Here is a 25,783-nt window from a genome sequence, read left to right on the forward strand (position 1 = left end):
TCCGCGTCGAGCCATCCGTATGCCTCGGGCCGTATCAGCGGCCCGTTTTTCAATCATTGCGCATCGTTCGCGCCGAACAATTGCGCGCACACCGCGCGCCCTTCGTCGGTCAGCGCAGCGCTGCCGGTACCGTCCTCGTTCAGCGTCGTCGCGCTCAGGCCGGCGGCGTCGAGCTGCGTCAGCACACGGCGCAGCGTGCTCATCGGCAGTTGCGCACGCTTTGCGATCTTCGGCAGCGACCACGGCTTGCCGGCCGGATCGCTCGCGACTTCGTTCAGCGTCGCGAGCGTGGCGACGAGTGCGGGATCGAGCGGGGATTCGTCGGATTCTGAAGTCATCGGTTCGGGTTGGTCGGCCGGCGTCGGGCCGGCATGCATGGAGACAACCATCGCGAGCACTATACGCCGCGTCACGCGCCCTTGAGCGCGGCGCGCATGAACGACACGAAACGCGTGGTGACGGGATCGTCGCGCTCGGCCCGCCACGCGAGCCCCACGCGCCACTTCGCGTCCCGGCCGTCGAGCGGCAGCACCGTCGCGTCGCGCAGCAGGTACTGCGCGCTCGACGGAATGAATGCGACGCCGACGCCGGCCGCGACCGACGTCAGCACCGACTGCACGTCCTCCGCCTGCTGCATCACGTGCGGCACGAAGCGGCGCTCGACGCACCACCGATCGATCTGCGCGGCCAGCCCCGGGCCGCGCGCGCGCTGCAGCGCGATGAAGCCGATCTCGTTGAGCACATCAAGATTGGCCGGCACGCGCTTGAAGCCGAGATGCGGCGGCACCGCGAGCGCGAGCGCTTCGTTGGTCACCTTGAACGACGACAAGCCTTCGTCGGCGGGCAGGCGCAGGAAACCGGCGTCGAGCTTGCCGGCGTGCAGCCGGCGCGTCTGTTCGGACGACGACAGGTCGCTCAGCGTCACCGCGACACCCGGATTGCGACGACGAAATTCGGCGATCAGTTTCGGCACGAGCGTGAGCACGGACAGGCAGATGCCGAGCCGCAAGTGCCCGCGCTGACCGCTCGTCGCTTCCCGCGCACGCGCCAGGATTTCGTCGGCATCTCGCACGAGCGCCTGCGCGTCGGGCAGGAAGCGTTCGCCGAACGGCGTCAGTTCCGCGCCATGCCGGCCGCGCTCGAACAGCTTGCCGCCAAGGCTCGCCTCCAGCGCGCCGATCTGCTTGCTGAGCGCGGGCTGGCTCATGTGCAGCGCGTCGGCCGCACGGCTGAAATGGCACAGCTCGGTCACCGTCAGGAACGTGCGTAGCAGTTTCAGTTCCATTCTTTAATGGAATCATAACGATCGAAAGATTCATTTTACCGATCGAATGCAATGGCGTTCAATACGGACATGCCCTTCCCGGAACTTACTTTCATGTCCGTCGATCCAGCGGCCGACTGCGTGGCCGAGCCGTCATCCGATGTCGCAGATGCAAGCGAATGCGCTGCTGCCGCCGCTGCGCGCGCACCGAAGCGTCGTGCTGAACGCACGGACGGGCGCAGCCGCCGCTTTCGCTTCGGCGATGCGCTGGAAGACGTGCCGCCGCGCGCGGTGACCGGTTCGATCGCGATCAGTTTCGCGGTCGTGTCGCGGCGGAACTGGCCGCGCTGAACCGTGCATCTGCCCGCCTTTCACGCGACGCGCACCGCTTGCCCGGCAGCGCAAAAAAGACCGAAATCATCCCGTATCACGCGTCATTGCGCGTCATCCAATCGTCATCGTCCCGCGATCGACCGTATAATTTGCCGCACCCGCTGACCGCCCATGCATTCCGCGCAGCCGCATCGCGCGTGAAAAGGAGACTTTCGCTTGACCGGCCTCATCGCGCGCCTGCCTCGCGCCCGGACCACCCTGATCCTCGCCCTGTCGTTCCTGCTGCTCGCATTCGCCGCGCATGCGTCCGCGCAACGCGTGCAGCCGCATCGCGCCGCCCATGCGCAGCCGCATGCCCATACGAAGGCCGTCAAGAAGACACCCCATCGCAAGAAAAAAGCGGTCAAGCGTCGTCGCTCGCGCGTGACGCATCAAGCGGCCCAACGCCACGCGGCACCCGCATCGCAGCAGCGGCGCGCGAAACGCACGACCGCCGTGCGACCGCCCGCGCCCGCGAAACCGAAATTGCTCGCCAGTTGCGGCTATACGCCGCGCGCGGTCGCGTCGCTGCATTCGCGCGCGGCTTACGTGCTCGACGTCGATTCCGGCACCCCGCTGCTCGCGCGCAACGCGCGAACCGTACGGCCGATCGCATCGATTTCGAAACTGATGACGGCCGTCGTCGCGCGCGACGCCGATCGTCCGCTGAACGGCGTGCTGCGCGTGACCGCGCGCGACCGCGACACGATCAAGTTCACCGGCTCGCGCCTACAGGTGGGCTCGGAACTGTCGCGCCGCGACATGTTCCATATCGCGTTGATGTCGTCGGAGAACCGCGCAGCCGCCGCGCTGAGCCGCGACTATCCGGGCGGGCGCGCGGCGTTCGTGAAGGCGATGAACCGCGAAGCGCGCCGGCTCGGCATGCGGCGTACGCACTTCCGCGAGCCGACCGGCCTGTCGCCGCGCAACGTGTCGACGGCGGAAGATCTCGCACGGCTCGTCGGCGCGGCCGCGCAGGATCCGCTGATCCGCTATTTCTCGACCGACCTGTCGACCACCGTGCGCCCCGGCGACGGCGAACTCGTGTACGTGAATTCCGACCCGCTCGTGCGCTACCGCCGCCTGCCGATCCGGCTGCAGAAAACCGGCTTCATCAACGAATCGGGGCACGGCGTCGTGATGCGCATGCGCGTGAAAGGCCGCCGCGAAACGGTCGTGCTGCTCGGCGCGCCGACGCGTGCCGGCGTGTCGAGCGACGCAATCAAAATCCATCGCTGGCTGTCCTGCTCGATCCAGTAAACACACACGGGCAGCCGGCGCGTTCACGCTAACGGAGCGACGCGATGCAGCACGAATACCGCTTCAACGCCTTCGGCCGGCTGCTCGCCGTCGTGCGCACGGACGGCCGCTGGGCCGTGTTCGATCTCGGCGCCGAAGGCAAGCGGCGCCCGGCCAATCTGCAGATTCCATCGGCGCTCACCGCCGACGAACTCGGCCAGTACCTCGGCGATCTGCTGCACGAAAACGCAACCCCGCGATACAGCGAAGTCGTACCGGTCGCGCATCGACGCACGTAATCGCGCATCGGACAGTAACGCCGGCCAGCGATCAATTCGACAGTTAAACTTGCAAGTCTAACTGTCGTGCTCTATGATTCGCCGCATGAACCCGCCACGCAAATCCGGCGTTTCCGCCGAAACCGTCGCCGCCGACCTGACCCTCGCGGTCGGCCAGCTCATCCGCCGGCTGCGCTCCGAGATTGACTCCGAAGGGCTCGGCATGTCGCAGACGAGCGCGCTCGCGCGACTCGAACGGCACGGGCCGATGACGACCGCCGATCTCGCGCGCGCCGAGGCGATGAAGCCGCAGTCGATGAAGGCGATTCTCGCGAGCCTCGAGGAAGACGCGCTCGTCGAGCGCGAACCGCATCCGACCGACGGCCGCCAGATCCTGTTCAAACTCACCGCCGCCGGCCTCCACGCACGACGCAAGCGCAACGCCGCGAAACACAAGTGGCTCGGCGCCGCAATCGAGAAGCTCGACCCGCACGACATCGACACGCTTGCCGCGGCCATCCCGCTGATCCGCCGCATCGGCGACCAATAAACCCGGCCCGTGCGCCACGCAGCATTCGCGCACGGCTTTCCTCGCCCTTTCCCCGGAGCCCATCATGAGCGCAACCCGTCTCGACACGAACACGGCGCTGGTCGTCATCGACCTGCAGAAAGGCATCGTCGCCCTCCCCACCGCGCACCCGGTCGCACCGGTGATCGCCCACGCCCGCGAACTGCTCGACGCCTTCCGCGGTCGAGGGCTGCCGGTCGTGCTGGTCAACGTCGCGGGCGGCGCACCGGGCCGCACCGAGCAACCGCCGCGCACGGCGCAGCTTCCCGCCGACTGGACCGAACTCGTGCCCGAACTGAACCGCCAGCCAAGCGACCACGTCGTGACGAAGCGGACCTGGGGCGCGTTCACCGGCACCGGTCTCGACGCGCATCTGAAGGCAGCCGGCGTCACGCAGATCGTGCTGACCGGCGTCGCGACGAGCATCGGCGTCGAATCGACCGCGCGGCAGGCGCACGAACTCGGCTACAACGTGACGCTCGCCGTCGACGCGATGACCGACCTCAACGCGGACGCACACGCGAACAGCGTCGAGCGGCTGTTCCCGCGCCTCGGCGAGACGGGCACGACGCAGGACATCGTCGCGCTGCTCGACCGGCGCGGCGCGTGAGCGAGCCACGCAGACAGCCAACGCCGGGCCACGCGGCCGGCCGGCTCGATCCGTCGATCTGGAAAGTCAGCGCGGTCGCGACGCTCGGCTCGCTGCTGTCACAGCTCGATGCGACGATCGTCAACGTGTCGCTGTCGAGCCTCGCGACCGACCTGCATGCGAGCCTGTCGACGATCCAGTGGGTGACGAGCGGCTACCTGCTCGCGCTGACGCTGGTGCTGCCGCTGAGCGGCTGGCTCGTCGATCGCATCGGCGCGAAGGCGCTGTACCTGTGGTGCTTCTCGGCGTTCACGCTGACGTCGGCGCTGTGCGGGCTCGCATGGTCCGCGCCGTCGCTGATCGCGTTCCGCGTATTGCAAGGCGTCAGCGGCGGCTTGCTCGCGCCGATGGCGCAGATGATGATCGCGCGCGTCGCCGGCCAGCAGATGGCGCGCGTGATCGGCTACGCGGCGGTGCCGGTGCTGCTCGCGCCGATCCTCGGGCCGGTCGTCGCCGGCGCGATCCTGCAGCACACGTCATGGCGCTGGCTGTTTCTGGTGAACCTGCCCGTCGGCGCGCTCGCGCTCGCACTGGCCGCGCGGTTCCTGCCGGGCGACCGGGACGACGCGCCGCGGCGCGAACTCGACTGGATCGGCCTCGCGTTACTGTCGCCGGGCCTCGTGCTGTTCCTGTACGGCGTCGAGCGGATCGGCTCGATGCCCGGCATCGCGGCGGTCGCAGGTTCGGCGCTATTGCTCGTCGCGTTCCTGCGCTTCGAGCGCCGCCAGGGCGAGCGTGCGCTGATCGATCTCGCGCTGTTTCGCTCGCGCGTGTTCGGCGCCGCAGCCGGCACGCAGTTCCTGTCGAATGGCGCGCTGTATGCCGGCCAGATGCTGATTCCCGTGTTCCTGATCCAGGCGTGCGGGCGCTCGCCGGGCGAAATGGGCTGGCTGCTCGCGCCGCTCGGGCTCGGCATGCTCGTCACCTATCCGTCGATGGGCGCGCTGACGAGCCGGTTCGGCGTACGCCGGCTGGCCGCCGCCGGCGCGCTGCTCGCACTCGCCGCGACACTGCCGTTCGTGTTCGTCGCGCTGACCGGCTACGATCCGCTCGTGCTCGTCCCGGCGCTGTTTCTGCGCGGCATGGGCCAGAGCGCGATCGGCGCGCCGTCGATCGCCGCCGCGTATGCGTCGGTCGAGCGCCGCGACCTGCCGATGGCGACCACGTCGCTCAATATCGTGCAGCGGCTCGGCGGCCCGACGTTCACGACGCTCTGCACGCTGTTTCTCGCGTGGCGGCTGCACGCGGAAGCGACGTCGGCCGGCGGCACGCAGGCCGTCGCGTATGCGTGGGCGTTCGGCCTGCTGTGCGCGCTGCATGCGGCGAGCTTCGTGACGACGCTGCGGCTGCCGTTGCGATCGGCCGGTGCAGGCGGCGACCGACGGGCCGGCAACGCGCCGGCCGGTTCGCGCTGAACGGGCGCCGCGCCGCACCGCGTGCGCGGTTTCCTGTTACGGCAACCACATCGGCACGATCGACGCCACGAGCAACAGGCCGAGCCCCGCATTCAGGCAACGCCACTGCCGCTCCGTGCGCAACACGCGGGCAAACAGCAGCCCGGCGAAACACCACAGCGACAACGACGCCATCGCGGCCACGCCGAACGCCACCCCAAGCAGCACACCGAGCCGCGCCGGCCCCGACGCGAGCGCCGCGAACGACGCGGCCGCGCCGAGCGTCATCGCCCAGCCTTTCGGGTTGTGCCACAGCATCCACACGCCGCTGACGAACCCTTGCGGCCGGTGCACGTCGACATCGAGCCGCGGCTTGCCGCCACGTCCGATGCGCAACGCCAGCCACATCAGGTACGCCGAACCGACCGCCTTCATCGCGAGCTGCAACGCGGGCAGCGCGAGCAGCACACTGCCGAGCCCGGCGGCGGCCGCCGCCGCCATCGACGCGAGGCCCGCCGCGATGCCCGACATCAGCGGCAGCGAACGCCGATAGCCGAAATGGGCGCCCGAGGCGGTCGCGAGCGTCGTCGCGCCACCCGGCGTCGCGGTGGAGACGATCACGAACAGCACCAGCGGCAGATAGTCGTGAAGCGGCACGAGGGCTCCCGGTTGTCGTCATTGAAGCCCCGTTTTTACCTGCGATTGCGCCATTACGACAGCGAAAGATTTTTATGCCTTCCATTAGCATCCATAATGCGAAGCATGGCTCGCAATCTCGATCTCGCGCTGCTGCGCGCATTCGTCTCCGTCGCCGATCATCGCAGCATGACGGCGGCCGGCCACGCGCTGCACCTCACTCAAGGCGCGATCAGCCAGCAGGTCGCGCGGCTCGAAATGCTGTCGGGCCCGCTGTTCGTCCGCCAGCATCGCAACCTGCTGCTGACGGCGGCCGGCGAGCGGCTGCTCGAACAGGCGCGCCGGCTGCTCGCCGTTCACGATGCGCTGCTCGCCGACCTGAGCGCCGGTGCGGTGGAAGGCCCGGTGCGTCTCGGCGCACCGCAGGATCTGGTCGGCACCTGTCTCGCGCCGATCCTGAAAAGCTATGCGCACGCACATCCGCACGTCGCGCTCACGCTCGTGTGCGCGGCATCGCCGGAGTTGCGGCGCGGGCTCAAGCAGGGTGATCTCGACGTCGCGCTGATCGAGGCGCCGGTCGGATCGTCGCGCGGCGAATGCATCGCCGTCGACCGGCTGGTGTGGGTCGGCGCGAAAGGCGGCACCGCGCACCGGCACTCGCCGCTGCCGGTATCGATGGTCGCGCAGACCTGCGCGTTCCGCCCGACGGTGCTCGACGCACTACGCGGCAGCGATCGCGCGTGGCGCACCGTGTTCGAGAACGGCAGCTTCGATGCCACGGCCGCGACCGTGCGCGCCGATCTGGCCGTAACCGTGTGGCTCGCGTCCACCGTGCCGGCCGACCTCGAGATCCTGCCGGCCGGCAGCGGCCTGCCCGCGCTGCCGAATTTCTCGATCAACCTGCATGTGCCGCGCGGCCAGCACACGGCGGCCGCGGCGGAACTGGCCCGTTGCCTGCGCAACGGTTTCGCACGCCTGCGCGCGGTCGCGTAGCGCTGCTGAGCAAGAGCGTGTTCACGCTAATAACGCACGTTCCCGTGTTTGGAAAAAATCGTTCGTGGGGCTGGCCCGTTATCGGCGTGTACAGGCCCTACACCGTGCCCGGCTCCTGCGGTGCGGGCGTCGCGCCCGCCGCCTCCAGCGCCTGATGCAGCGTGGCAAAGATGCACGACGCGCCGACCGCCTCGGTGATCCCGTGACGATCCATGTCCGCGCGCAGATAGCGGTTCACGCGCCCGAACAGCACGCCGATCCCACGCACATGCAGCGCCCTGACGAGATCGACCAAGGTCCGTGCGGCCGAATAGTCGACGTCGGTGATCGCGCCCGCATCGACGACGAACCAGCGCGGCGGCACCGGCGCCGCATCGACGAGTTCGATTACTTCGGCAGCGAACAGATGATCGTTCGCGAAGAACAGGTCGGCGCCGAACCGGTAGACGATCAGCCCGGGCGCCGTCATCGCGCCGCGCCGGGCGGGCACCGGCTGCCACCGTCCGTTGCCGGCGACGGGTTCGAGCACCATCGTGTGCGGCTGGTAGCTGTGGCGCACGTGCCGCATCAGCGACAGCGCGACGGCCAGCAGGATGCCCTGCTCGACGCCGACCGTCACGACGGCGGCGGCCGTGACCAGCGCGAGCGTGAATTCCCCGGGGCTCTCCCGACGGATCGCGGCGAGACTGCGCACGTTGATCAGCCCGAGCGCGATCGTGAACACGATGCCGGCCAGCACCGCATGCGGCAGATACTGCAGATACGGGCTGAAGAACAGCAGCACGATAGCGACGACCGCAGCGAACGCGAGATGCCCGATCTGGCTGCGCACGCCCGCGCCGTCGGCCATCGCCGTCTGCGTCGGGCTGCCGTTGACGACGAACGCGCCGCCGAGCGCCGCCGCCGCGTTCGCGGCCGCGAGGCCGAGGATGTCGGCATTGGTGTCGACGTCCTCGCCGTACTGCTGCGCGAACACCCGCGCGGCGGCCGCGCTCTGCGCGATGATCATCACGAAGCACGAAGCGGCGACCGGCACGAGATCGAGGAACTGCTGCCACGTGACGGACGGCCAGCGCAGCGGCGGCAGCCCGCCCGCCACGGGCCCGAGCACCGCGATGCCGTGCGCGGCGAAACCGAACGTTGCGCTCGCGGCGATGCTGCCCGCGACCGCGATCATCGGCATCGGCACGCGCGGCAGGAACCGCTTGCACGCGAGAATTGCGACGACGACGAGCGCCGCGAGCGCGAGCGTCGGCCGGTGCGCGTCAACCAGGTGCATGACGACGTAGTCGAGTTGCGCGAGGCTGCGCGACGCCGGGTACGGCACGGCCACGCCGAGCATGTCGCCGAGCATCGCGATCGACACCTGCACGCCGACGCCAGCGAGGAAACCGACCAGCACCGTGCGCGACAGGAAATCGGCGAGGAAACCCAGCTTGAAGATGCGCGCGAGCAGCAGCATCGCGGCGGTCAGCAACGCGACCATGCCGGCGAGCGCCGCATAGTCGGCGCTGCCGGCCGGCGCCATCGACGACAGCCGGCTCGCGAAAATCGTCGCGGTCGCGGAATCGGCGGCGACCACGAGATGGCGCGACGCGCCGAAGCATGCGAACGCAACGAGCGGCAGGAACACCGTGTAGAGCCCCGTGACGGCCGGCATGCCGGCGATGCGTGCGTAGCCGAGCACCTGCGGGATGTCCATCGACGCGAGCGACATGCCCGCGAAGATGTCGCGGATGGCACCCGCGCGACGGATCGGGAGGAGGCCTTTCAGCAGCCGCACGCGCGACGGACGGCTTTCATTGGAATCTTGCATGCGTGAAATGCGTGAAGTCGAAATGACGGGCCACGAACGGGTGCGCAACGGTGTCGCGTGTCGCTCACCGTTGCCGGAGGAGCCGCACGCCAACGCGCGCGGCACACCGACGACGCCTGCGACGTCCGCATGATTGCATGGATCGCCGACCGCGCGCATCGAAACGCGACGGCCTGCCGTCATGGCTTCGGGCCGATCGCGTTCCTGTAGACGCCGCATCCGGCAACCGGCTCGCACGCCGGCTTGCGGTGATGCGGGTTCACCGGCGACCTTCACCTCGATGCAGAGGATACCTTCACAAAGGTGAGCCGATTCGGGAGCCGATCGACCTGCGTTCACGGCACGCATTCCGCTCGAACTACCCTGCTTCACCGATACGACGACGTGAGTCGACTACGAGGCCATCCAGGCCGACCTGTTCGACCACCTGATCGCCGTGCTGCCGGCGTTCCCGCTGCGCATGTACCCGCATCCGCCGGCCGGCAGCGCTCACCGCGCCGCGCACTCCGACGCGAGCCGCCCCAGCACCTTCAGCGCATCCTCGATCTGCCGCGACCACGGGTAGCTGTAGTTGAGCCGGATGAAATGCCGGTAATCGGTGCCGGCCGAGAACATATGCCCGGGCCCGAGCGTGATCCGCTGCGCGAGCGCGAGCGTATACAGCTTCATCGCATCGACCCGCGGCGGCAGTTCGACCCACAGCACATACCCGCCCTGCGGCTGCGACAGCCGCGTGCCTTCCGGGAAGAAACGCCGCACCATTGCACTCATCAGGCTCGCCTGCTGCGCATACAGCTTGCGCATGCGCCGCAGATGAAAATCGTAGCCGTCGTGTTTCAGGTATTCGGCGATCGCGAGTTGTTCGATCGCGGGCGTCGCGAGCGTGTTCAGGAATTTCAGCTTCTCGACCTGGTCGCGGTAACGGCCCGGCATCGCCCAGCCGATCCGATAGCGCGGCGACAGGCTCTTCGTGAACGACGCGCAATGCAGCACCAGCCCGTCGCGATCGAACGACTTCAGCGCGCTCGGCGCCGTGTCGCCGAAGTGCAGCTCGTGATAAACGTCGCTCTCGATCGCCGGCACGCCGTGCTTCGAGAGCAGTTCGACCAGCGCGCGCTTGCGCGCATCGGGCATCTGGAAGCCGAGCGGATTCTGGAAATTCGGCATCACCATGCATGCGGCGATGCGCTCGCGCGCGAGGATCCGCTCGAGCGCGTCGAGATCGATGCCGTCGCCCGGGTGCGTCGCGACTTCCAGTGCACGCATGCCCATCCGCTCGATCGCGTGCAGCATCGCGTAAAACGTCGGCGACTCCACCGCGATCGTGTCGCCGGGTTTCGCGACGGCCTGCAGGCACAGGTTGATCGCCTCGGTCGCGCCGATCGTCATCACGATCTCGCCCGGCTCGACCGCGACCCCGCGCTCCGCATAGCGCCGCGCGATCTGGCGGATCAGCTCCTGGTTGCCGGGCGGCAGGTCGTCGATCACGCCCCAGCGCGTGCGCCGCCGCCCGATCGCCTGCGCATAGCGCGCAAGACGCTGCACCGGAAACTGCGACGCGTCGGGATACGGCGAGCCGAGCGGCACCGCGTCGTCGCGCGCGATCGAACGCAGCGTCGACAGCACGAGCCGGCTCACGTCCACGGCCGACGGCTCGGCGGCCGGCGCGGAAATATGCAGCTCGGCCTCGGCCGGCACTGCCGCACGCGCCCGCACGAAGTAGCCCGACTGCGGCCGGCTTTCGATCAGGCCGCGGCTTTCCAGCACGAGGTATGCGCGCAGCACGGTCGTGACGCTGAGCTGCTGTTGCCGGCTCGCGTGCCGCACCGACGGGATCCGCTCGCCGGGCCGGTACACGCCCCGCTCGATCTGCGCCTGGAGATCGTCGGCCAGTTGTTCGTAACGCTTCACGCGCTTCCCCTTTCAACTTCCCTTCAGCAACACAGTTGCGATCCGCATGGGATGAATGGCCGGAACTGTACTCTTTTTTGAAGTGAACAGGTGTACACACAGCCGCACGGGTGCCGCGCGTACTCTGCACGCATCGACCCCGACACCTGCATCATGAAAAAGAAATCCGCGACCGCGCGCATCGAACCGTACACCCACCCGGCCGCCGGCTGGGGCGCGCTGAAAGCCGTCACGATCAACCTGATCAAGGAAAAGGTCGCCGGCGGCAACTACCGTACGCTGCTGCGCCAGAACCAGCCGGACGGCTTCGACTGCCCGGGCTGTGCATGGCCGGACCGACAGCACGCGTCGACGTTCGAATTCTGCGAGAACGGCGTGAAGGCCGTGGCCGCGGAAGCGACGAGCAAGCGCGTGACGCCCGAATTCTTCGCCGCGCACACGGTGACCGAACTGCTCGAACAATCGGATTTCGAGCTCGAACAGCACGGCCGGCTCACCGACCCGATGGCGTACGACGCACAGACCGACCGCTACGTGCCGATCGCGTGGGACGATGCTTTCGCGCTGATCGCGCGCCACCTGCGCGCGCTGCCCGACCCGAACCAGGCCGCGTTCTACACGTCCGGCCGCGCGAGCAACGAAGCGGCGTTCCTCTATCAACTGTTCGTGCGCCTGTACGGCACCAACAACTTCCCCGATTGCTCGAACATGTGCCACGAGGCGACGAGCCGCGGGCTGCCGGCGTCGGTCGGCGTCGGCAAGGGCACGGTCACGCTCGACGATTTCGAGCATGCGGACATGCTGCTGATCTTCGGCCAGAACCCCGCGACCAATCACCCGCGGATGATGGGCGAGCTGCGCGAGTGCGCGAAGCGCGGCGCGACGATCGTGTCGATCAACCCGCTGAAGGAGCGCGGCCTCGAGCGCTTCGCCGATCCGCAAAGCCCGCTCGAGATGCTGACGATGTCGGGCACGAAGATCGCATCGACGTTCATCCAGCCGACCATCGGCGGCGATTTCGCGCTGATCAAGGGGATGGCCAAGCGCGTGCTCGAACTCGACGACGCCGCGCGCGCCGCCGGTGCGCCGCGTGTGCTCGACACTGCGTTCATCGACGAGCACACGGCCGGCTTCGATGCGTTCGCCGACGATCTGCGCGCCGAAAGCTGGTCCGCGCTGACGGCCGAAAGCGGCGTGCCGTACGAGCAGATCGACGCGCTTGCGCAGCGCTATGCGCGCAGCGAACGCGTGATCGCGACGTGGGGCATGGGCATCACGCAGCACAAGCATTCGGTCGCCACGGTGCAGATGCTGACCAACCTGATGCTGATGCGCGGCAACATCGGCCGCCCCGGCGCCGGCCTGTGCCCGGTGCGCGGCCATTCGAACGTGCAGGGCAACCGCACGGTCGGCATCGAGGAAAAACCGTCGCAGGCGTTCCTCGACCGGCTCGGCCACGTGTTCGATTTCGAACCGCCGCGCCACCACGGCTACGACGTCGTCGAAACGATCGAAGGGATGCTCGACGGCCGCGTGAAGGTGCTGATCGGTCTCGGCGGCAACTTCGCGATGGCGACGCCGGACACGCCGCGCACGTGGGAAGGGATGCGCCGCTGCGCGCTTTCCGTGCACATCACGACGAAGCTGAACCGCAGCCACCTGATCCACGGCCGCGACGCGCTGATCCTGCCGACGCTCGGCCGCACCGAGATCGACCTGCAGGACAACGTCGCGCAAGGCGTGACGGTCGAGGATTCAATGAGCATGGTCCACGTGTCGTACGGGATGAACAAGCCGGCGTCGCCGAACCTGATGTCGGAGCCCGCGATCGTCGCGCACATGGCGCACGCGCTGTTCGGCAGCGGCAAGATCGACTGGCTCGCGTACAAGGACGACTACGCGAGGATCCGCGATGCGATCGAGGCGACGCTCGACGGCTTCTACGACTACAACACGCGCATCGCGCGGCCCGGCGGCTTCCACCTGCGCGTCGCGTCGCGCGACCGCGAATGGCTGACGCCGACGGGCAAGGCGAACTTCATCGCGCACGCGCTGCCGACCGACACGCCGATCCAGCGCGCCCGCGTGCTGCACGGCGAACGGCTGATGACGCTGATGACGACGCGCTCGCACGACCAGTACAACACGACCGTGTACGGGCTCGACGACCGCTATCGCGGCGTGTTCGGCCAGCGCCGCGTGGTGTTCGTCAACCGCGACGATCTCGCGATGCTCGGCCTCGCGGCCGGCGAATGGGTCGACATGGAAACGGTGTGGCACGACGGCATCGAGCGGCGCGCGAACGGCTTCCTGCTCGTCGAATACGACATCCCGCGCGGCTGCATCGGCGCGTACTACCCGGAAACCAACCCGCTCGTGCCGCTCGACAGCGTCGGCGACGTGTGCAACACGCCGACGTCGAAGTCGGTACCCGTGCTGCTGCATCGCGCCGCCGCGCCGGCGTCGATCGCTGCCTGACGGAGCACGACGATGATCGTTCGTCCGCGCGAGCACTGGCTGCGGATGCTCGATGCGCATCTCGACAAACTCGTCGCGATGGTGAGCGGCTGCGAGCGCATCGCGTCGACGCCGATTCCGTTTTCCTACGACGTGCTGCTGCCGTTCGGTCTCGTCGATTCGATCGGCGCGGCGACACTCTTCGTCACGGTGTTCGTCGCCTATACGCTGATCGCGCTCGATGCGATGACGCGACAGATCGAGCGCACGCTGCTCGAACTGAACCGCGAGCCGCTGCCGGCCGAAGTGACGCCCGGCCCGTCGTACCGACTCACCTGACCCGCTTCGCCTGACTCGCGCCGCTCAATCGCGGCGGCCGCGCAGGAAGCCGCCATGTTCGGCGGCCGCGTCCGCGATCCGTCGCAGCAGGACAATGCCGCTCAGCAATGCATGCGCGGCGTCGCCGTCGCGCGCGGCCACGCGACGCCGCAACAGGCGGGCCGCCGCGGCACACGTCTGCTCGAGCCGCGCGAAATCGGCCTGCGCGATGCGCCCACGCACCACCGCTGCCGCGCGGCGCGCGGCCGGCTCGCGCGTGGCCAGTTCGGCAAGCGACAGCAGGCTGTCGCCGAGCCCCCAGATCGCGAGCAGGTCACGCATGTCGCGCTCGATCAGCGTCTGCGGCAGGCTGCCCGCGAAACCGAGCTCGCGCCCGAGACGGTCGGCCGTGCGGCTCAGCCATGCGCTTGCGGACCATGCACGCGGATCGCGTGCGATGCCGGCCAGATCGCGACGCACCGCGCGGTGCAGACGCCGTCGGCTCGTGCCCGGATCGCCGGGAAACACCAGCGCGAATACCAGCGCGCCGAACGCGATGCCGAGCAGCGTCGCGAGCGCGCTGTTCAGAAACGCGGCGTCGCCGATGCGCGTCGTGTTGTCCGGCGACGTGAAATTCCAGAAGAAGATCGAGAACGCGCTGCCCATCGCGGCCGTGCGCGGATGACGCATCGCGACCCCGGTGCCGATCAGGAACATGCCGAGAATGTAGGCGAGCATCTCGAAGCCCGACACCGCCGGCAGCAGGATGAAGTTGCAGACGGCGCCCGCGACCGCCGCGCATGTCGTGCCTTTCATGAAACCGACGATCGCACGCACCGAATTGGGGCGTGTCGAGAACAGTGCGCTCACCACGGCCGTGATCGCAACGAAGCCGCCGCCTGACGGCCACGCGGTGAAGATCCAGATCGCCGACGCGGCCAGCACCGCGATGAACGCGCGAATGCCGTTGTGGCACGCGAGCACCGGATCGCGGTGGAACGCGTAACGCACGCGTGCAGAGGGAGGCACCGGCCGGTCGAACAATGCCAGGCTCGCGAATGCGCGGTCGAACCCGCCGAGCAGTGCCGACAGCCGGTCGAGCATGAGCAGGCGCGACGTGTCCGGGCCGGCCGGCACGGCGGCTTCGACACGCAGTGCATCGTCCACGCGCGCGCGCAGCGCCGCCATCTCGTGCGCCGCATCGCCCGACACGGCGACCCGGTCGAGCACGCTTGCCGCCTCGTCGACGAGCGGTTCCGGCGCATCGCCGCCGCGCGCCGCGTGTTCGCGAATCGCTTGCCCCGCGGCCTGCGCGGTGAGCACGCCGAGCGCCGCCGCGCGCACATGGCCGATCATGTTGCGCACCGGCGGTGCGCCGGCGGCCGCATATTCGGCCGCCGTGTCGAGTTCGAGCGCCTCCGCGAACAGCCGGTGCACGGCCGCGCCGTTCGGCTCGCGGCGCAGCGCGCCGGCGCCGAGCGCCACCGCGCGCTCGAGATAGCGCGCGAGCCGCGTCCGGACATCCTCCAGCGGTGTGCCCGGCGCGAACACCGTTTCGAACAGCGCACCGCACAGGATGCCGACCACCACGTACAGGAACCGCGCGACCGCGATATCGAACGCGTGCAGCGGCGCCGACACCGCGTCCATCGCGACGATCGCGGCCGTATAGCCTGCGAGCACCGCCGCATACGCGCGGAAATTCCGCTGGAACGTCGCGATACCCGCGCACAAGCCGATCCACGCGGCGAGCGCGGGCAGGAACAATTCGGGTGTCTGCGCGAACGCGCCGGTCAGCGCGAGCGCGACGGCCGCACCGATCGCGGTGCCGAGAATCCGGTACTGGCTCTTCGACAGCCCCATCCCGCGGCTGCCCTGCGCGACGATCCAGACGGTCGACGCGGCCCACATCGGATCGTCGAGATTCATCCGGAACGCGATATAGAGCGCGAGCAGCGACGCGGCCGTATTGCGGAGTGCGAAGGCAAGCGCGCCGGGCGGCAGCGTCGGCCGCGCGTCGCGCAGCGCGGCCCGGACGGCCGCGAGCGGCGGCATGCTGGGGAATGCGAATTTCATGCGGCGAGCATACGGTCGCGCGCCGGCCGCCACTACGGGGCAGCGGCGGGATGCGTTATTGCGCCGGGCGGGATAATCGGCTCGACCCGCGGCGATCCGGCCCGCGACGGTAAGATGCGCGCATGTCGAACACTGAAACGAATCGCATGGACCTCGAGAGCATCCGGATATTCCTGCGCGTGGTGGAGCGCGGCAGCTTCACGGCCGCCGCCACGCAACTCGACATGCCGCTCAGCCGCGTGAGCCGCAAGATCCGGCAGCTCGAGGACGACCTCGGCGTCCAGCTGCTGTACCGCACGACGCGTCGCGTGTCCGTCACCGAAGCCGGACGCGACTATTACGAACGCTGCCTGCGCGCCGAGGAGATCCTGCTCGATGCGGACCGTCAGGTGCGCGCGCTGCGCACGGAGCCCGAAGGCACGCTGCGCGTGCTGGTGCCCTACGCGATCGGCCTGTTCGAACTGGAACCGGCGCTCGCCGAATTTCGCCGGCGCTACCCGCTGGTCCAGCTCGTGCTGATCTACGACAACAGCGCGCTCGATCTCGTCGAACACGGCTTCGACGTCGCGCTGCGCACCGGCGTGCTGACGGATTCAGGCTATGTCGCGCGCTCGCTCGGCTGGTCGCACGCGAAGTTCGCGGCCAGCCCGCACTATCTCGACCGCGCCGGCCGGCCGCAGACGCCGCAGGATCTCGCCGATCACGACATCCTGTTCGTCGGCCGCGACACGCCCGGCCTGACGCTGCGCCTGACCAACGCGGCCGGCGACGTCGCCGACGTGCCGGTGCGGCCTGTGCTGATCTCGAACGAATCGGTCACGGTGCTGCGCCAGGCCGCGAGCGGCGGCGGCATCGCGCTGATTTCGACCCACTTCACCACACGGCGGCTCGCGAGCAACGAACTCGAAATCGTGCTGCCCGACTGGCACCGCACCGACGACGTCGAGCTGCACGCGCTGTACCCGAAGCGCGCGACACTCGACAGCAAGGTGCGTGCGTTCGTCGAATTCCTGACGGAAGTCTTTACTGCGTGGCGGGCCGCGTCGTAGTCGACTCGGCACGACCGGCAATCGATGCACGTCCGCTGCATTATTGCAGCGCAGGAAAGGAATTAATGAGCGCGCAAGCGTTGATCGCCGTTCGCCGCATCGTTAGCCTGTGCCGATGAAAAATGACCACACACGCGACGGCAGCCACCTGAGCGCTGCCCGCCGACGCGTCACGCGCGTCGCGCCGTCCTGACCGGCCTGCCTGCTTGCCGAAGCCGTCACGGCTTCGCCGATCCGATCGAACGCCTGAACCGCACGCCGCGCGCGAGCGGCCCTCCGCTTGGCCGGCCGCGCGCACGTCGCGCGTGTCCGCACGCGCGGCCGCCGCACGCCCGTGCGCGGTCGCCATCGGCGCATGCGCCCCGCGGGCCACTTTCCATCACGCAGGAACACCATGTCATCTCCGTCACCCCAGGCGCCGCTGTCGGGCGGCAAGCTCGCGATCGGCACGATCGCGGTATCGCTCGCGATGTTCATGAACGTGCTCGATTCGTCGATCGCGAACGTCGCGATCCCGACGATCTCGGGCGACCTCGGCGTGTCGGTCGACGAAGGCACGTGGGTGATCACGATCTTCGCGGCCGCGAACGCGGTGTCGATTCCGCTGACCGGCTGGCTCACGCAGCGCTTCGGCCAGGTGCGCCTGTTCGTCACGTCGATCCTGCTGTTCGTGTTCGCGTCGTGGCTGTGCGGGATCGCGCCGAACCTGCCGACGCTGCTCGCCGCGCGAATTCTGCAAGGGGCCGTGGCGGGACCGCTCGCGCCGCTGTCGCAGGCGCTGCTGCTCGGCGCGTGGCCGCGGCAGAAGTCGTCGACGGCGCTCGCGCTGTGGTCGATGACCGCGCTCGTCGGTCCGATCGCGGGGCCGTCGCTCGGCGGCTGGATCACGTACGACTACAACTGGTCGTGGATCTTCTACATCAACATTCCGGTCGGCTTCTTCGCGGCGGCCGTCACGTGGTTCGTGTTCCGCGATCGCGAATCGGCCACGCGCCGCCTGCCGATCGATACGGTCGGACTGCTGCTGCTCGTGCTGTGGGTCGCCTCGCTACAGATCATGCTCGACAAGGGCAAGGATCTCGACTGGTTCAATTCGCCCGTGATCGTCGCGCTGGGCATCGTCGCGCTGATCGGCTTCGCATTCTTCCTCATCTGGGAGCTGAACGAGGCCAACCCGATCGTCGACCTGCGGCTCTTCACGCAACGCAACTTCGCGGGCGGCACGATCGCGATCTCCGTCGCGTACGGGATGTTCTTCGGCACGCTCGTGCTGCTGCCGCAATGGATGCAGGGCTATCTCGGCTACCGCGCGGTCGATTCGGGGCTCGCCACGGCGCCGCTCGGCGTGTTCGCGATCCTGCTCACGCCGGTCATGGGGCGCCTGCTGCCGCGCACCGATCCGCGTTATATCGCGACGCTCGCGTTCGTCGGCTTCGCTGTCGTGTTCATGATGCGCACGACGTTCTACACCGACGTGTCGCGCTGGGATCTCGTGCTGCCGACGCTGCTGCAAGGCATTCCGATGGCGATGTTCTTCGTGCCGCTGACGTCGATCATCCTGTCCGGGCTGCCGCCCGACAAGATTCCGGCCGCGGCCGGCCTGTCGAATTTCGGTCGCACGTTCTGCGGCGCGGTGGGGACGTCGCTGATCAGCAATGCGTGGAACGACCGCACGATCCTGCATCACGTGCGGCTCACCGAACAGGCGAGCGTCACCAATCCGGTCTTCACGCAACAGCTCGACACGTCCCGTTCGCTGCTGCACCTGGGCCCCGATTCGGCGCTCGCGTTCTTCAATGCGTCGGTCGATTCGCAAGCGGCCGTGATGGGATTGAACGACATCTTCTACGTGTCGGCGATCATCTTCGTCGCGATCATCCCGCTCATCTGGATCACGAAACCGGTGCGCTCGGGCGGCGGCGATGCCGATGCGGCGGCGGCCGGCGCGCATTGATCCGCATGCGCGGCAGCGGCGCGCCTCGCGCCGACAGCGCGACGACCGGGCGATCCGCCGGTCGCGACGACAACCGAAGCGAGCGCCCGTCCGACAGCGGGCGCCGGTTGTATCGAATCGTTTCAACGCGCCAACGGCGTCAAATGCTGCGGGTATACTCCGTCGTCAGCCGCCTGCCGTGTCGTCGTCCGTCAAAAAGGCCCGATTCCAGGCGGTTTCGTCGCGAAGCTTCGCGTTTCGCTCCCCCGCGCCCCAGCCTCGATACGAGACACCCGACGACCGATCATGAAACGATTCCTGCTGCTTCTTCCCGCCGCCCTGCTCGCCGCCTGCGGCTCCGCACCCTCGTCCGATTCGGCCGGCTCGGGCGCCGCGCCGATGATCTACGTGTCGTCGCAACGTCCAGCCTACGCGGTCGCGAACTGCCTCGACAGCCGCCTGTCGGGCACCGAACAATCGCAGCACAACGGCGTCACCGACATCGCGGTCGGCTCGAATTCGTACTTCGTCACGCTGACGCCGTCGGGCAACGGCTCGGTGATCAAGGTCGTGCGCGGCTCGGGCAACGAACCGGCCGAGGAAGCGATGCGCTTCGCGGTCGCGCGCTGCGCGATCTGACGCCCTCCGGCGCCGGGCGCCCGCCCGGCCCTCCCGCCTGCCTGCCGCTGCGCGCCACCCGGCGCGCCTGCCGAATATTTTCATCCGGGTGCCCGTCGATGAGAGAATCGCACCACGATTCCCTTTCGAAGGAGCCCGCATGAAGCACCTGCTGTCCCGGCTGTTCGTCAGCGCCGCGCTCGTCGCGCTTGTTCCGGCGCTGCCGGCGCAGGCTGCCACGCCGCCCGGCATCTTCGTCGTCGCCACGCAGCTCGGCGAATTCACGACCCTCGACCCGAGCGGGATCTACGAACTGGTGCCGTCCGAATACGTCGCGAACACCTACGAGCGGCTGGTGCGCGTCGACCTGAAGGACCCGACGCGCTTCGACGGACAGATCGCGCAATCGTGGACGGTCGGCGCCGACGGCGTGACCTACACGTTCAAGCTGCGCCCGGGCCTTACGTTCCATTCCGGCAACCCGGTCACCGCCGACGACGTCGCGTGGTCGTTGCAGCGGACCATCCTGCTCGACAAGGGGCCGGCCGGCGTGCTCGCCGATCTCGGCCTCACGAAGGCGAACGTGACGCAGAAGGTGCGCGTGGTCGATCCGCAAACCGTCGTGCTCGAAACCGACCGCAAGTACGCGCCGAGCTTCGTGCTCAACGTGCTGAGCGCGTGCCCGGCCTCGGTCTTCGACAAGAAGCTGCTGCTGTCGCACCAGCAAGGCAACGATTTCGGCAGCGGCTGGCTGCGCACCAACGACGCGGGCTCGGGCCCGTACCAGCTCGTCAAGTGGACGCCGAACGAGAGCATCGTGCTGCAGCGCTTCGACAAATACCGCACGCCGTACCCGATGAAGCGCGTGGTGCTGCGCCACGTGCCCGAAGCGTCCGCGCAACGGCTGCTGCTGGAGAACGGCGACGCCGACGCCGCGCGCAACCTGAGCCCCGACAGCCTCGCCGCGCTGTCGAAGGCCGGCAAGATCAAGATCGCGTCGTGGCCGGTGTCGGCGCTGCTGTACCTGAGCCTGAACACGAAGAACCCGAACCTCGCGAAGCCCGAGGTGCAGCAGGCGATGAAGTGGCTCGTCGATTACGACGGCATCCAGCGCAACATCGTCAGCACGACCTACAAGGTGCATCAGACCTTCCTGCCCGAAGGCTTCCTCGGCGCGTCGAACGCGTGGCCGTACAAGCAGGACGTCGCGAAGGCGAAGGCGCTGCTCGCGAAGGCCGGCTTGCCGAACGGTTTCGACGTGACGATGGACATGCCGAACGACTATCCGTACCTCGAGATCGCGCAGGCGCTGCAGGCGAACTTCGCGCAGGGCGGCATCCGCGTGAAGCTGATTCCGGGCGACGCGAAGCAGGCGATCGGCAAGTACCGTGCGCGCCAGCACGACATCTTCGTCGGCGAATGGTCGCCCGACTACATGGACCCGAACAGCAACGCGCGCGGTTTCGCGTGGAATCCGGACAACTCGGACCAGTCGCCGACCAAGATGCTCGCGTGGCGCAACAGCTGGGACATTCCGCAACTGACGAAGGACACCGAGGCCGCGCTCGTCGAGCCGTCGCCCGCGAAGCGCGCGCAGCGTTACGAAGCGCTGCAGAAGGCCGTGCTCGCGAACTCGCCGTTCATCATCATGTTCGAGAAGGTCGTGCAGGTCGCCACGCGCCCCGGCGCGACCGGACCGGAAATCGGGCCGATCAACGACCTCGTGTCATACCGCACGCTCGCGAAGTAATCGCGGCTGCCCGCGCGTGCGGCCACGCCGCCGTGCGGGTAATCGCCGCGCGCCGCGGCGCTGGCGCCGGGCCGTGCGCGATCGACAATGACCGCCATCGGTCGGATACCGTGCCGCGCACACGTCACGGGACGAGAACGCGCATACCCGTTCAATTGAATGCCGCCCATACCAGGTACGCATTCAGCCCGACGATCACGACCGTCGCCGCGCCGGCGACGATCCGCAGCGGCATCCGCATCGCGTAAGCGCCCATCACGTCCTTGCGCGCCGACAGCATCAGCAGCGCGATCATCGGCATCGGCAGCACGAAGCTCAGCACGACCTGGCTGGCCACCATCGCCCGCGTGACGTCGCAGCCGAGCGCGACCACCACGAACGCGGGCGCGATCGTCACCGCGCGCCGCACCCAGATCGACATGCGGCGGCGGATGAAGCCCTGCATCACGACCTGCCCCGCCATCGTGCCGACCACCGAACTCGACACGCCGGAGGTCAGCAGCGCGACGAGAAACAGCGCGCCGGCCGCCGGCCCGAGCACCGGGATCAGCGTGTGATAGGCGTCGCCGATGTCGGTCATGCCGGGCGCGGCCGCGTGAAACGCCGACGACGCCATCATCACCATCGCGAGATTCACGAATCCGGCGAGCCCCAGCGCGATCACGACCTCGCGGTTCGAGAAACGCACGAGCCGCCGCCGCTCTCCGTCGTCGCGCGGCGCGGTGCGATCCTGCGTGAGGCCCGAATGCAGATACAGCGTATGCGGCATGATCGTCGCGCCGATGATGCCGACTGCGATCGTCAGCGCCGCATGATCCGGAATCTGCGGAACCACCAGATGGAACGCGGCCGCATGCCAGTCCTGCGGCGCGATCAGCAGTTCGCCGAGATAGCACGCGCCGATCACGCCGACCAGCGCCGCGATCGCCGCTTCCAGCGGCCGGAAGCCGCGTTTTTCGAGCGCGAGGATCGCGCAGGTCGCGAACGCGGTCGCGATCATCCCCGCGAGCAGCGACAGGTGGCACAACAACCCGAACGCAAGCGCGCCGCCGAGGAATTCGGCGAGATCGGTGGCCATCGCGGCGATCTCCGACGCGATCCACATGCCCCACACGACCGGCGCGGGGAAACGGTCGCGGCACAGCTCGGCGAGATTGCGGCCGGTCACGATGCCGAGCTTCGCCGACATCGCCTGGAACAGCATCGCGATCGCGTTCGCGGCCAGCACGACCCATAGCAGCCGGTACCCGTACGCGGCGCCGGCCTGGATGTTGGTCGCGAAGTTGCCGGGATCCATGTAGCCGATCGACGCGATCACGGCCGGGCCGACGAACGGCAGCAGCGCGGCGACGCCGGTGCGGCGCCCTTCCAGCGCGGCGCGCGCCGCGCCGTCGATAGGCTCGATGGACCGGCCCGGCAGCGCGAAGCCACCGGCAGGTTTGCTCGGGACGGGGATCATGTGAGTATTCCGTTCGAATAAGGACGGCTGATTGCGGATCGCGCCCGCCGTGGCCGGCATGCCGCGTGCCGGCCACGGCAAGACGCCGGCGACATTACAGCGGCACGACGTCGGGACGATTGCGCGGAAACTGCGCGATCACGTCCGGCGCGATGTTCAGGTGCGCTTCGACGAGCTTCGGCGGCGTGTGCGCGAGCCAGTCGGACAACGACACCTCCGCATAGCGGTCGGTCTTGAAGATCTCGAGGAACACGAGGTCGGTCTGCCCGGTGTTCTGCACGTAGTGGCCGAGGCTCTTCTTCACATAGCCGACGTCGCCCGCGCGGAAGTCGGCCGTCTGCGCCTTCGGCCCCGTGTCGAACACGGTCATCCGCGCCTCGCCCTGCAGGTAGTACTGCCATTCGTCGGCGTTCGGATGCCAGTGCAGCTCGCGCATGCCGCCCGGGTGCACGGTGACGAGCGCCGCCGCGACGGTCGTCGACACGTTGAAGTTGGTGCTGTCGGCGATCCGCACCTCGCCGCCGCGCGTCTTCCTGACCGGCTTCATGTCGCCGAGCGAAAACACGAACGGATGCGGCGGCGCACCGGCCGACGCGGCCGACGCGCGCTGCGCGTCCGCGAGCGGGCCCGGTTCGTCGCCCTGGAAGATCCACAGGTTGTCGAGCGGCACGTTCCTGAACGCGTCGGCCGGCACGCCGAAGTTGAGCGCGAGCACGTCGGGCGGCGTATGCGCGATCCAGTCGGTCAGCAACAGCGTGTTGAATTCCGATGCGCGGCCGTTATCGAATGCGAGCAGGAATTCGGCGCCGTCGCTGCCGAGGCCCTGCAGCGAATGCGGCAGGCCGGGCGGGAAATACCAGAGATCGCCGGTCTTGACGTCCTGCACCGACGGCCGCCCGAGTTCGTCGAGCACCGTGATCCGGCAGCGGCCGTCGAGCATGATCGCCCACTCGGCCTGCTGGTGCCAGTGCATCTCGCGAATGCCGCCGCGCGTCAGCCGCATATTGACGCCGGAGATGGTTTCGGAAATCGCGAAATCATCCTGCGTGACTTCGCGCGCCCATCCGCCATTCTGAATGCGCTTATGCGCATTATTGAAAGACGCCCAGAATAACGGCATCCCGTTGATATCGGTAGCCGGCGGATCCTGAAAGGACGGGAATTGATTGGCGATGGCCGGATTTTTAGGCCCCGGGTCGGTCAGGCTCTGACGGTTGCGCGCATTCACCGCGCCTTCCGGCGGGCTGTCCGGGTTACCGAACGAAGCGGCCTTCGCCGTTACCGCAATACCCGCCGCGGCAATGGCGCCGGCCGTACTCGTCAACATCCTGCGTCGAGAAAGATTCGTCATGATTTCCTCTTCATTTCTGCAATCGAGAGAATTTCCACTACGGAACACTTGCCGTTTTTCGAATTACCGAAAATCGAACATCCCGTGACGCAAGTTAAATCCATATTCATCTAAAAATTAAATGAATTATTAACCTGAATTAATGACTAAAACTGATCGATTTTAATTTTTTGTAATTATTGCGATGCAGCAATGGATGAATGGCGACGAGAAGAGATCGATAGGCGCGCCGCACGATGGCGACTCAATGCGATCGACGGGAACAGGAAAATGCGGATGCGCGTGCTTTCACCTGCCCGGCCCGGACCTGGACCGGGTCACTCCCGCGGCATGTCGGCAAGCCGTTGCGCAGCGAAGCGCAATCCGCCGAGAATGCGTTCGGCGATCCTTGCCGGAAACCCGGCCGGCAGCGCCGCGCCGACCGATTCGATCACGTGCGGCGTCATCGCAATCAGTCGTTCGACAATCGGCGTAGCGATATCGCCAAGCAGGCAATACTCCGCCATCGCAGTGAAGTGCCGGCGCGTGATGTCGCGCATCGCGTAGTGCTTGCGCTTGCCGTGCACGGCCATCGCGAGCTTCGCCTTGTGCCACGACCACTGGTTCGCGCCATCTCCCTCGACCGGCCAGATCGACATCACGTCGTAGAGCGGCGTCAGGTGGAAGCGGCCGCCGGGCAGCAGGCGCAGGCTGAAGTTCTTCGCATGCCCGTCCGGTGCGGCGAGCATCCAGAACACCACCAATGCGGCGAACAGCGTGTCGAGGTCGGCCTGCGCCGTTTCCGACCGGCGCAGGATGCCGGCCAGATCGGGCACGCCGGGGCCGCCCTGCGATTCGTATTTCAGATGCGGCGGCACGCCGAGCGCCTGGCAAAAATCCTCTTGCGGCAAGCGCAACAGCCATCCGCCATCACGATGCAGCGCGCGATCGAAGCGCGCGACCGACAGCACCTTGTGTTCGCCGAAACGCAGGATGTCGGCATCCGCCGTCGGCAAGCCGAACGCGCGCAGGACCGCGAGGCACAGCCACTCGTTTTCGACGGATGTCGTCAGATCCGCACGCTTGTTGCCGACCAGCCCGAGCGGCAACTTGAGGATATGCGTGGTCGGCGTCGCGCCATGCGGACGCATCCATCGCCCGTCGTGAAACAGCAACGCGGTCTTTTCCTGCGCGCCGGCCAGCGACAGGCGGAAGTCGTCGTCGTCCTGCGCACCGCCCGCCGCCCCGCTCGCCTGATCGAGTACGCGCGCCACGTCGTCGTCGGACAACGGCGTACCGTCGATCCGGTCATGGCCGGTCGGGGCTTCATCCTCCCCGAGCAACTGCACCGCACCGACGCAGTCCCGGCCGAGCGCGGCGAGCAGATCGAACGGCTCGGTCGTCGCCGTGCCGAATCGCGACGCAAGCCGGCGCCGAATCGCGTCGCTGTCGGGCAGCAGATTGTCGAAGTAGTGGTTCACGCGCTCGCCGCGCAACGGCGCAGGGCCGATGCCGAACGGCAGTGACAGCGACAGCGGGCGGCCGGCATCCGACTGTTTCCAGCCGATGTCGTACAGCAACTCCATGTCGCCGCGCGCGGGAATCCGCCAGATGCCGACCCGCACGCCGTTGGCCCAGATCGATAGCGCGCGGCTGTGCGATTTGCGTCCCAT

21 protein-coding genes and 2 pseudogenes are annotated in these 25,783 nt (G+C 68.0%); 14 read left to right on the top strand and 9 right to left on the bottom strand.

What is annotated here, in order from left to right; genetic code table 11:
* Nucleotides 1–53: 53 nt before the first annotated feature.
* Complete coding sequence (locus GJG85_RS19745; RefSeq protein WP_124631070.1) at nt 54–338, bottom strand: transcriptional regulator; 285 nt, start codon at nt 336–338, stop codon at nt 54–56.
* Nucleotides 339–409: 71 nt separating this feature from the next.
* A complete protein-coding gene (locus tag GJG85_RS19750; RefSeq protein WP_204384294.1) occupies nt 410–1,285 on the bottom strand; it encodes a LysR family transcriptional regulator in 876 nt (291 codons plus the stop codon).
* Nucleotides 1,286–1,336: 51 nt separating this feature from the next.
* Between GJG85_RS19750 and GJG85_RS19755 the strand changes: the two genes are divergently transcribed.
* The 6 genes from GJG85_RS19755 to GJG85_RS19780 all read left to right on the top strand — a co-directional run bounded on the left by GJG85_RS19755 (nt 1,337) and on the right by GJG85_RS19780 (nt 5,785).
* The gene (locus GJG85_RS19755) at nt 1,337–1,615 is read left to right on the top strand and encodes a hypothetical protein (RefSeq protein WP_050012802.1); all 279 of its coding nucleotides are present in this window, start codon (nt 1,337–1,339) and stop codon (nt 1,613–1,615) included.
* A gap of 198 nt (nt 1,616–1,813) precedes the next feature.
* Complete coding sequence (locus GJG85_RS19760) at nt 1,814–2,896, top strand: serine hydrolase (RefSeq protein WP_089489438.1); 1,083 nt, start codon at nt 1,814–1,816, stop codon at nt 2,894–2,896.
* A gap of 44 nt (nt 2,897–2,940) precedes the next feature.
* On the top strand, nt 2,941–3,174 hold the full coding sequence (locus GJG85_RS19765; protein ID WP_050012804.1) for a hypothetical protein: 234 nt from the start codon (nt 2,941–2,943) through the stop codon (nt 3,172–3,174).
* Between the two features lie 73 nt (nt 3,175–3,247).
* On the top strand, nt 3,248–3,703 hold the full coding sequence (locus GJG85_RS19770; RefSeq protein ID WP_089489440.1) for a MarR family transcriptional regulator: 456 nt from the start codon (nt 3,248–3,250) through the stop codon (nt 3,701–3,703).
* 64 nt (nt 3,704–3,767) lie between these two features.
* Nucleotides 3,768–4,331: an isochorismatase family protein gene (locus GJG85_RS19775; protein ID WP_124592858.1), complete on the top strand. Its 564-nt coding sequence runs from the start codon at nt 3,768–3,770 to the stop codon at nt 4,329–4,331.
* A complete protein-coding gene (locus tag GJG85_RS19780; protein ID WP_050012807.1) occupies nt 4,328–5,785 on the top strand; it encodes a DHA2 family efflux MFS transporter permease subunit in 1,458 nt (485 codons plus the stop codon). Before GJG85_RS19775 ends, GJG85_RS19780 begins: the two co-directional genes overlap by 4 nt.
* Nucleotides 5,786–5,821: 36 nt before the next feature.
* On the opposite strand, the gene GJG85_RS19785 is transcribed toward GJG85_RS19780, so the two are convergent.
* Nucleotides 5,822–6,421, bottom strand: coding sequence for a LysE family transporter (locus GJG85_RS19785; RefSeq protein WP_050012808.1), 600 nt, complete (start codon nt 6,419–6,421; stop codon nt 5,822–5,824).
* A gap of 96 nt (nt 6,422–6,517) precedes the next feature.
* Here GJG85_RS19785 and GJG85_RS19790 point away from each other — a divergent pair, with 96 nt between their 5' ends.
* Nucleotides 6,518–7,393, top strand: coding sequence for a LysR substrate-binding domain-containing protein (locus GJG85_RS19790; protein ID WP_050012809.1), 876 nt, complete (start codon nt 6,518–6,520; stop codon nt 7,391–7,393).
* Nucleotides 7,394–7,490: 97 nt separating this feature from the next.
* Here the strand turns inward: GJG85_RS19790 and GJG85_RS19795 are convergent, their stop codons facing one another.
* The gene (locus GJG85_RS19795) at nt 7,491–9,209 is read right to left on the bottom strand and encodes a SulP family inorganic anion transporter (RefSeq protein WP_089489442.1); all 1,719 of its coding nucleotides are present in this window, start codon (nt 9,207–9,209) and stop codon (nt 7,491–7,493) included.
* Nucleotides 9,210–9,555: 346 nt separating this feature from the next.
* Here GJG85_RS19795 and GJG85_RS35015 point away from each other — a divergent pair.
* A pseudogene (locus GJG85_RS35015) lies at nt 9,556–9,684 on the top strand (mechanosensitive ion channel family protein); the annotation flags it as partial.
* Between the two features lie 14 nt (nt 9,685–9,698).
* On the opposite strand, the gene GJG85_RS19800 reads toward GJG85_RS35015, so the two are convergent.
* Nucleotides 9,699–11,120, bottom strand: coding sequence for a PLP-dependent aminotransferase family protein (locus GJG85_RS19800; RefSeq protein ID WP_089489443.1), 1,422 nt, complete (start codon nt 11,118–11,120; stop codon nt 9,699–9,701).
* A 153-nt stretch (nt 11,121–11,273) separates the two neighbouring features.
* Between GJG85_RS19800 and GJG85_RS19805 the strand changes: the two genes are divergently transcribed.
* Both GJG85_RS19805 and GJG85_RS19810 read left to right on the top strand, forming a co-directional pair.
* A complete protein-coding gene (locus GJG85_RS19805) occupies nt 11,274–13,598 on the top strand; it encodes an FdhF/YdeP family oxidoreductase (RefSeq protein WP_089489444.1) in 2,325 nt (774 codons plus the stop codon).
* 45 nt (nt 13,599–13,643) lie between these two features.
* Nucleotides 13,644–13,916, top strand: a pseudogene (locus GJG85_RS19810) (bestrophin family ion channel); the annotation flags it as partial.
* A gap of 24 nt (nt 13,917–13,940) precedes the next feature.
* Here the strand turns inward: GJG85_RS19810 and GJG85_RS19815 are convergent.
* Nucleotides 13,941–15,971, bottom strand: a complete 2,031-nt coding sequence (locus GJG85_RS19815) for an FUSC family protein (protein ID WP_176015776.1) — start codon at nt 15,969–15,971, stop codon at nt 13,941–13,943.
* Between the two features lie 146 nt (nt 15,972–16,117).
* Here GJG85_RS19815 and GJG85_RS19820 point away from each other — a divergent pair, with 146 nt between their 5' ends.
* The 4 genes from GJG85_RS19820 (at nt 16,118) to GJG85_RS19835 (ending at nt 21,321) form a co-directional block, all read left to right on the top strand.
* Nucleotides 16,118–17,020: a LysR family transcriptional regulator gene (locus GJG85_RS19820; RefSeq protein WP_050012814.1), complete on the top strand. Its 903-nt coding sequence runs from the start codon at nt 16,118–16,120 to the stop codon at nt 17,018–17,020.
* Between the two features lie 394 nt (nt 17,021–17,414).
* A complete protein-coding gene (locus GJG85_RS19825; protein ID WP_050012815.1) occupies nt 17,415–18,974 on the top strand; it encodes a DHA2 family efflux MFS transporter permease subunit in 1,560 nt (519 codons plus the stop codon).
* A 285-nt stretch (nt 18,975–19,259) separates the two neighbouring features.
* A complete protein-coding gene (locus tag GJG85_RS19830) occupies nt 19,260–19,592 on the top strand; it encodes a sugar ABC transporter ATPase (protein WP_050012816.1) in 333 nt (110 codons plus the stop codon).
* Between the two features lie 139 nt (nt 19,593–19,731).
* Complete coding sequence (locus tag GJG85_RS19835; protein ID WP_204384295.1) at nt 19,732–21,321, top strand: ABC transporter substrate-binding protein; 1,590 nt, start codon at nt 19,732–19,734, stop codon at nt 21,319–21,321.
* A gap of 151 nt (nt 21,322–21,472) precedes the next feature.
* Here GJG85_RS19835 and GJG85_RS19840 read toward each other — a convergent pair whose 3' ends face one another.
* The 3 genes from GJG85_RS19840 to GJG85_RS19850 form a co-directional block, all read right to left on the bottom strand.
* Nucleotides 21,473–22,780, bottom strand: coding sequence for an Nramp family divalent metal transporter (locus GJG85_RS19840; protein WP_050012818.1), 1,308 nt, complete (start codon nt 22,778–22,780; stop codon nt 21,473–21,475).
* Nucleotides 22,781–22,874: 94 nt separating this feature from the next.
* Nucleotides 22,875–24,131, bottom strand: a complete 1,257-nt coding sequence (locus tag GJG85_RS19845; protein ID WP_050012819.1) for an oxalate decarboxylase family bicupin — start codon at nt 24,129–24,131, stop codon at nt 22,875–22,877.
* 317 nt (nt 24,132–24,448) lie between these two features.
* Nucleotides 24,449–25,783: a type II toxin-antitoxin system HipA family toxin gene (locus GJG85_RS19850; RefSeq protein WP_204384297.1), complete on the bottom strand. Its 1,335-nt coding sequence runs from the start codon at nt 25,781–25,783 to the stop codon at nt 24,449–24,451.

This window comes from Burkholderia sp. MS389 (assembly GCF_016899425.1).
Lineage (GTDB): Bacteria > Pseudomonadota > Gammaproteobacteria > Burkholderiales > Burkholderiaceae > Burkholderia > Burkholderia sola.

Excerpts from the sequence above, each read along its gene's own strand:
- GJG85_RS19820 (WP_050012814.1), top strand. The coding sequence starts at position 16,118 with ATGGACCTCGAGAGCATCCGGATATTCCTGCGCGTGGTGGAGCGCGGC.
- GJG85_RS19745 (WP_124631070.1), bottom strand. The coding sequence starts at position 338 with ATGACTTCAGAATCCGACGAATCCCCGCTCGATCCCGCACTCGTCGCC.
- GJG85_RS19805 (WP_089489444.1), top strand. The coding sequence starts at position 11,274 with ATGAAAAAGAAATCCGCGACCGCGCGCATCGAACCGTACACCCACCCG.
- GJG85_RS19825 (WP_050012815.1), top strand. The coding sequence starts at position 17,415 with ATGTCATCTCCGTCACCCCAGGCGCCGCTGTCGGGCGGCAAGCTCGCG.
- GJG85_RS19845 (WP_050012819.1), bottom strand. The coding sequence starts at position 24,131 with ATGACGAATCTTTCTCGACGCAGGATGTTGACGAGTACGGCCGGCGCC.
- GJG85_RS19790 (WP_050012809.1), top strand. The coding sequence starts at position 6,518 with ATGCGAAGCATGGCTCGCAATCTCGATCTCGCGCTGCTGCGCGCATTC.
- GJG85_RS19815 (WP_176015776.1), bottom strand. The coding sequence starts at position 15,971 with ATGAAATTCGCATTCCCCAGCATGCCGCCGCTCGCGGCCGTCCGGGCC.
- GJG85_RS19755 (WP_050012802.1), top strand. The coding sequence starts at position 1,337 with ATGGCGTTCAATACGGACATGCCCTTCCCGGAACTTACTTTCATGTCC.
- GJG85_RS19765 (WP_050012804.1), top strand. The coding sequence starts at position 2,941 with ATGCAGCACGAATACCGCTTCAACGCCTTCGGCCGGCTGCTCGCCGTC.
- GJG85_RS19750 (WP_204384294.1), bottom strand. The coding sequence starts at position 1,285 with ATGGAACTGAAACTGCTACGCACGTTCCTGACGGTGACCGAGCTGTGC.
- GJG85_RS19775 (WP_124592858.1), top strand. The coding sequence starts at position 3,768 with ATGAGCGCAACCCGTCTCGACACGAACACGGCGCTGGTCGTCATCGAC.
- GJG85_RS19795 (WP_089489442.1), bottom strand. The coding sequence starts at position 9,209 with ATGCAAGATTCCAATGAAAGCCGTCCGTCGCGCGTGCGGCTGCTGAAA.
- GJG85_RS19850 (WP_204384297.1), bottom strand. The coding sequence starts at position 25,783 with ATGGGACGCAAATCGCACAGCCGCGCGCTATCGATCTGGGCCAACGGC.
- GJG85_RS19840 (WP_050012818.1), bottom strand. The coding sequence starts at position 22,780 with ATGATCCCCGTCCCGAGCAAACCTGCCGGTGGCTTCGCGCTGCCGGGC.
- GJG85_RS19770 (WP_089489440.1), top strand. The coding sequence starts at position 3,248 with ATGATTCGCCGCATGAACCCGCCACGCAAATCCGGCGTTTCCGCCGAA.
- GJG85_RS19830 (WP_050012816.1), top strand. The coding sequence starts at position 19,260 with ATGAAACGATTCCTGCTGCTTCTTCCCGCCGCCCTGCTCGCCGCCTGC.
- GJG85_RS19835 (WP_204384295.1), top strand. The coding sequence starts at position 19,732 with ATGAAGCACCTGCTGTCCCGGCTGTTCGTCAGCGCCGCGCTCGTCGCG.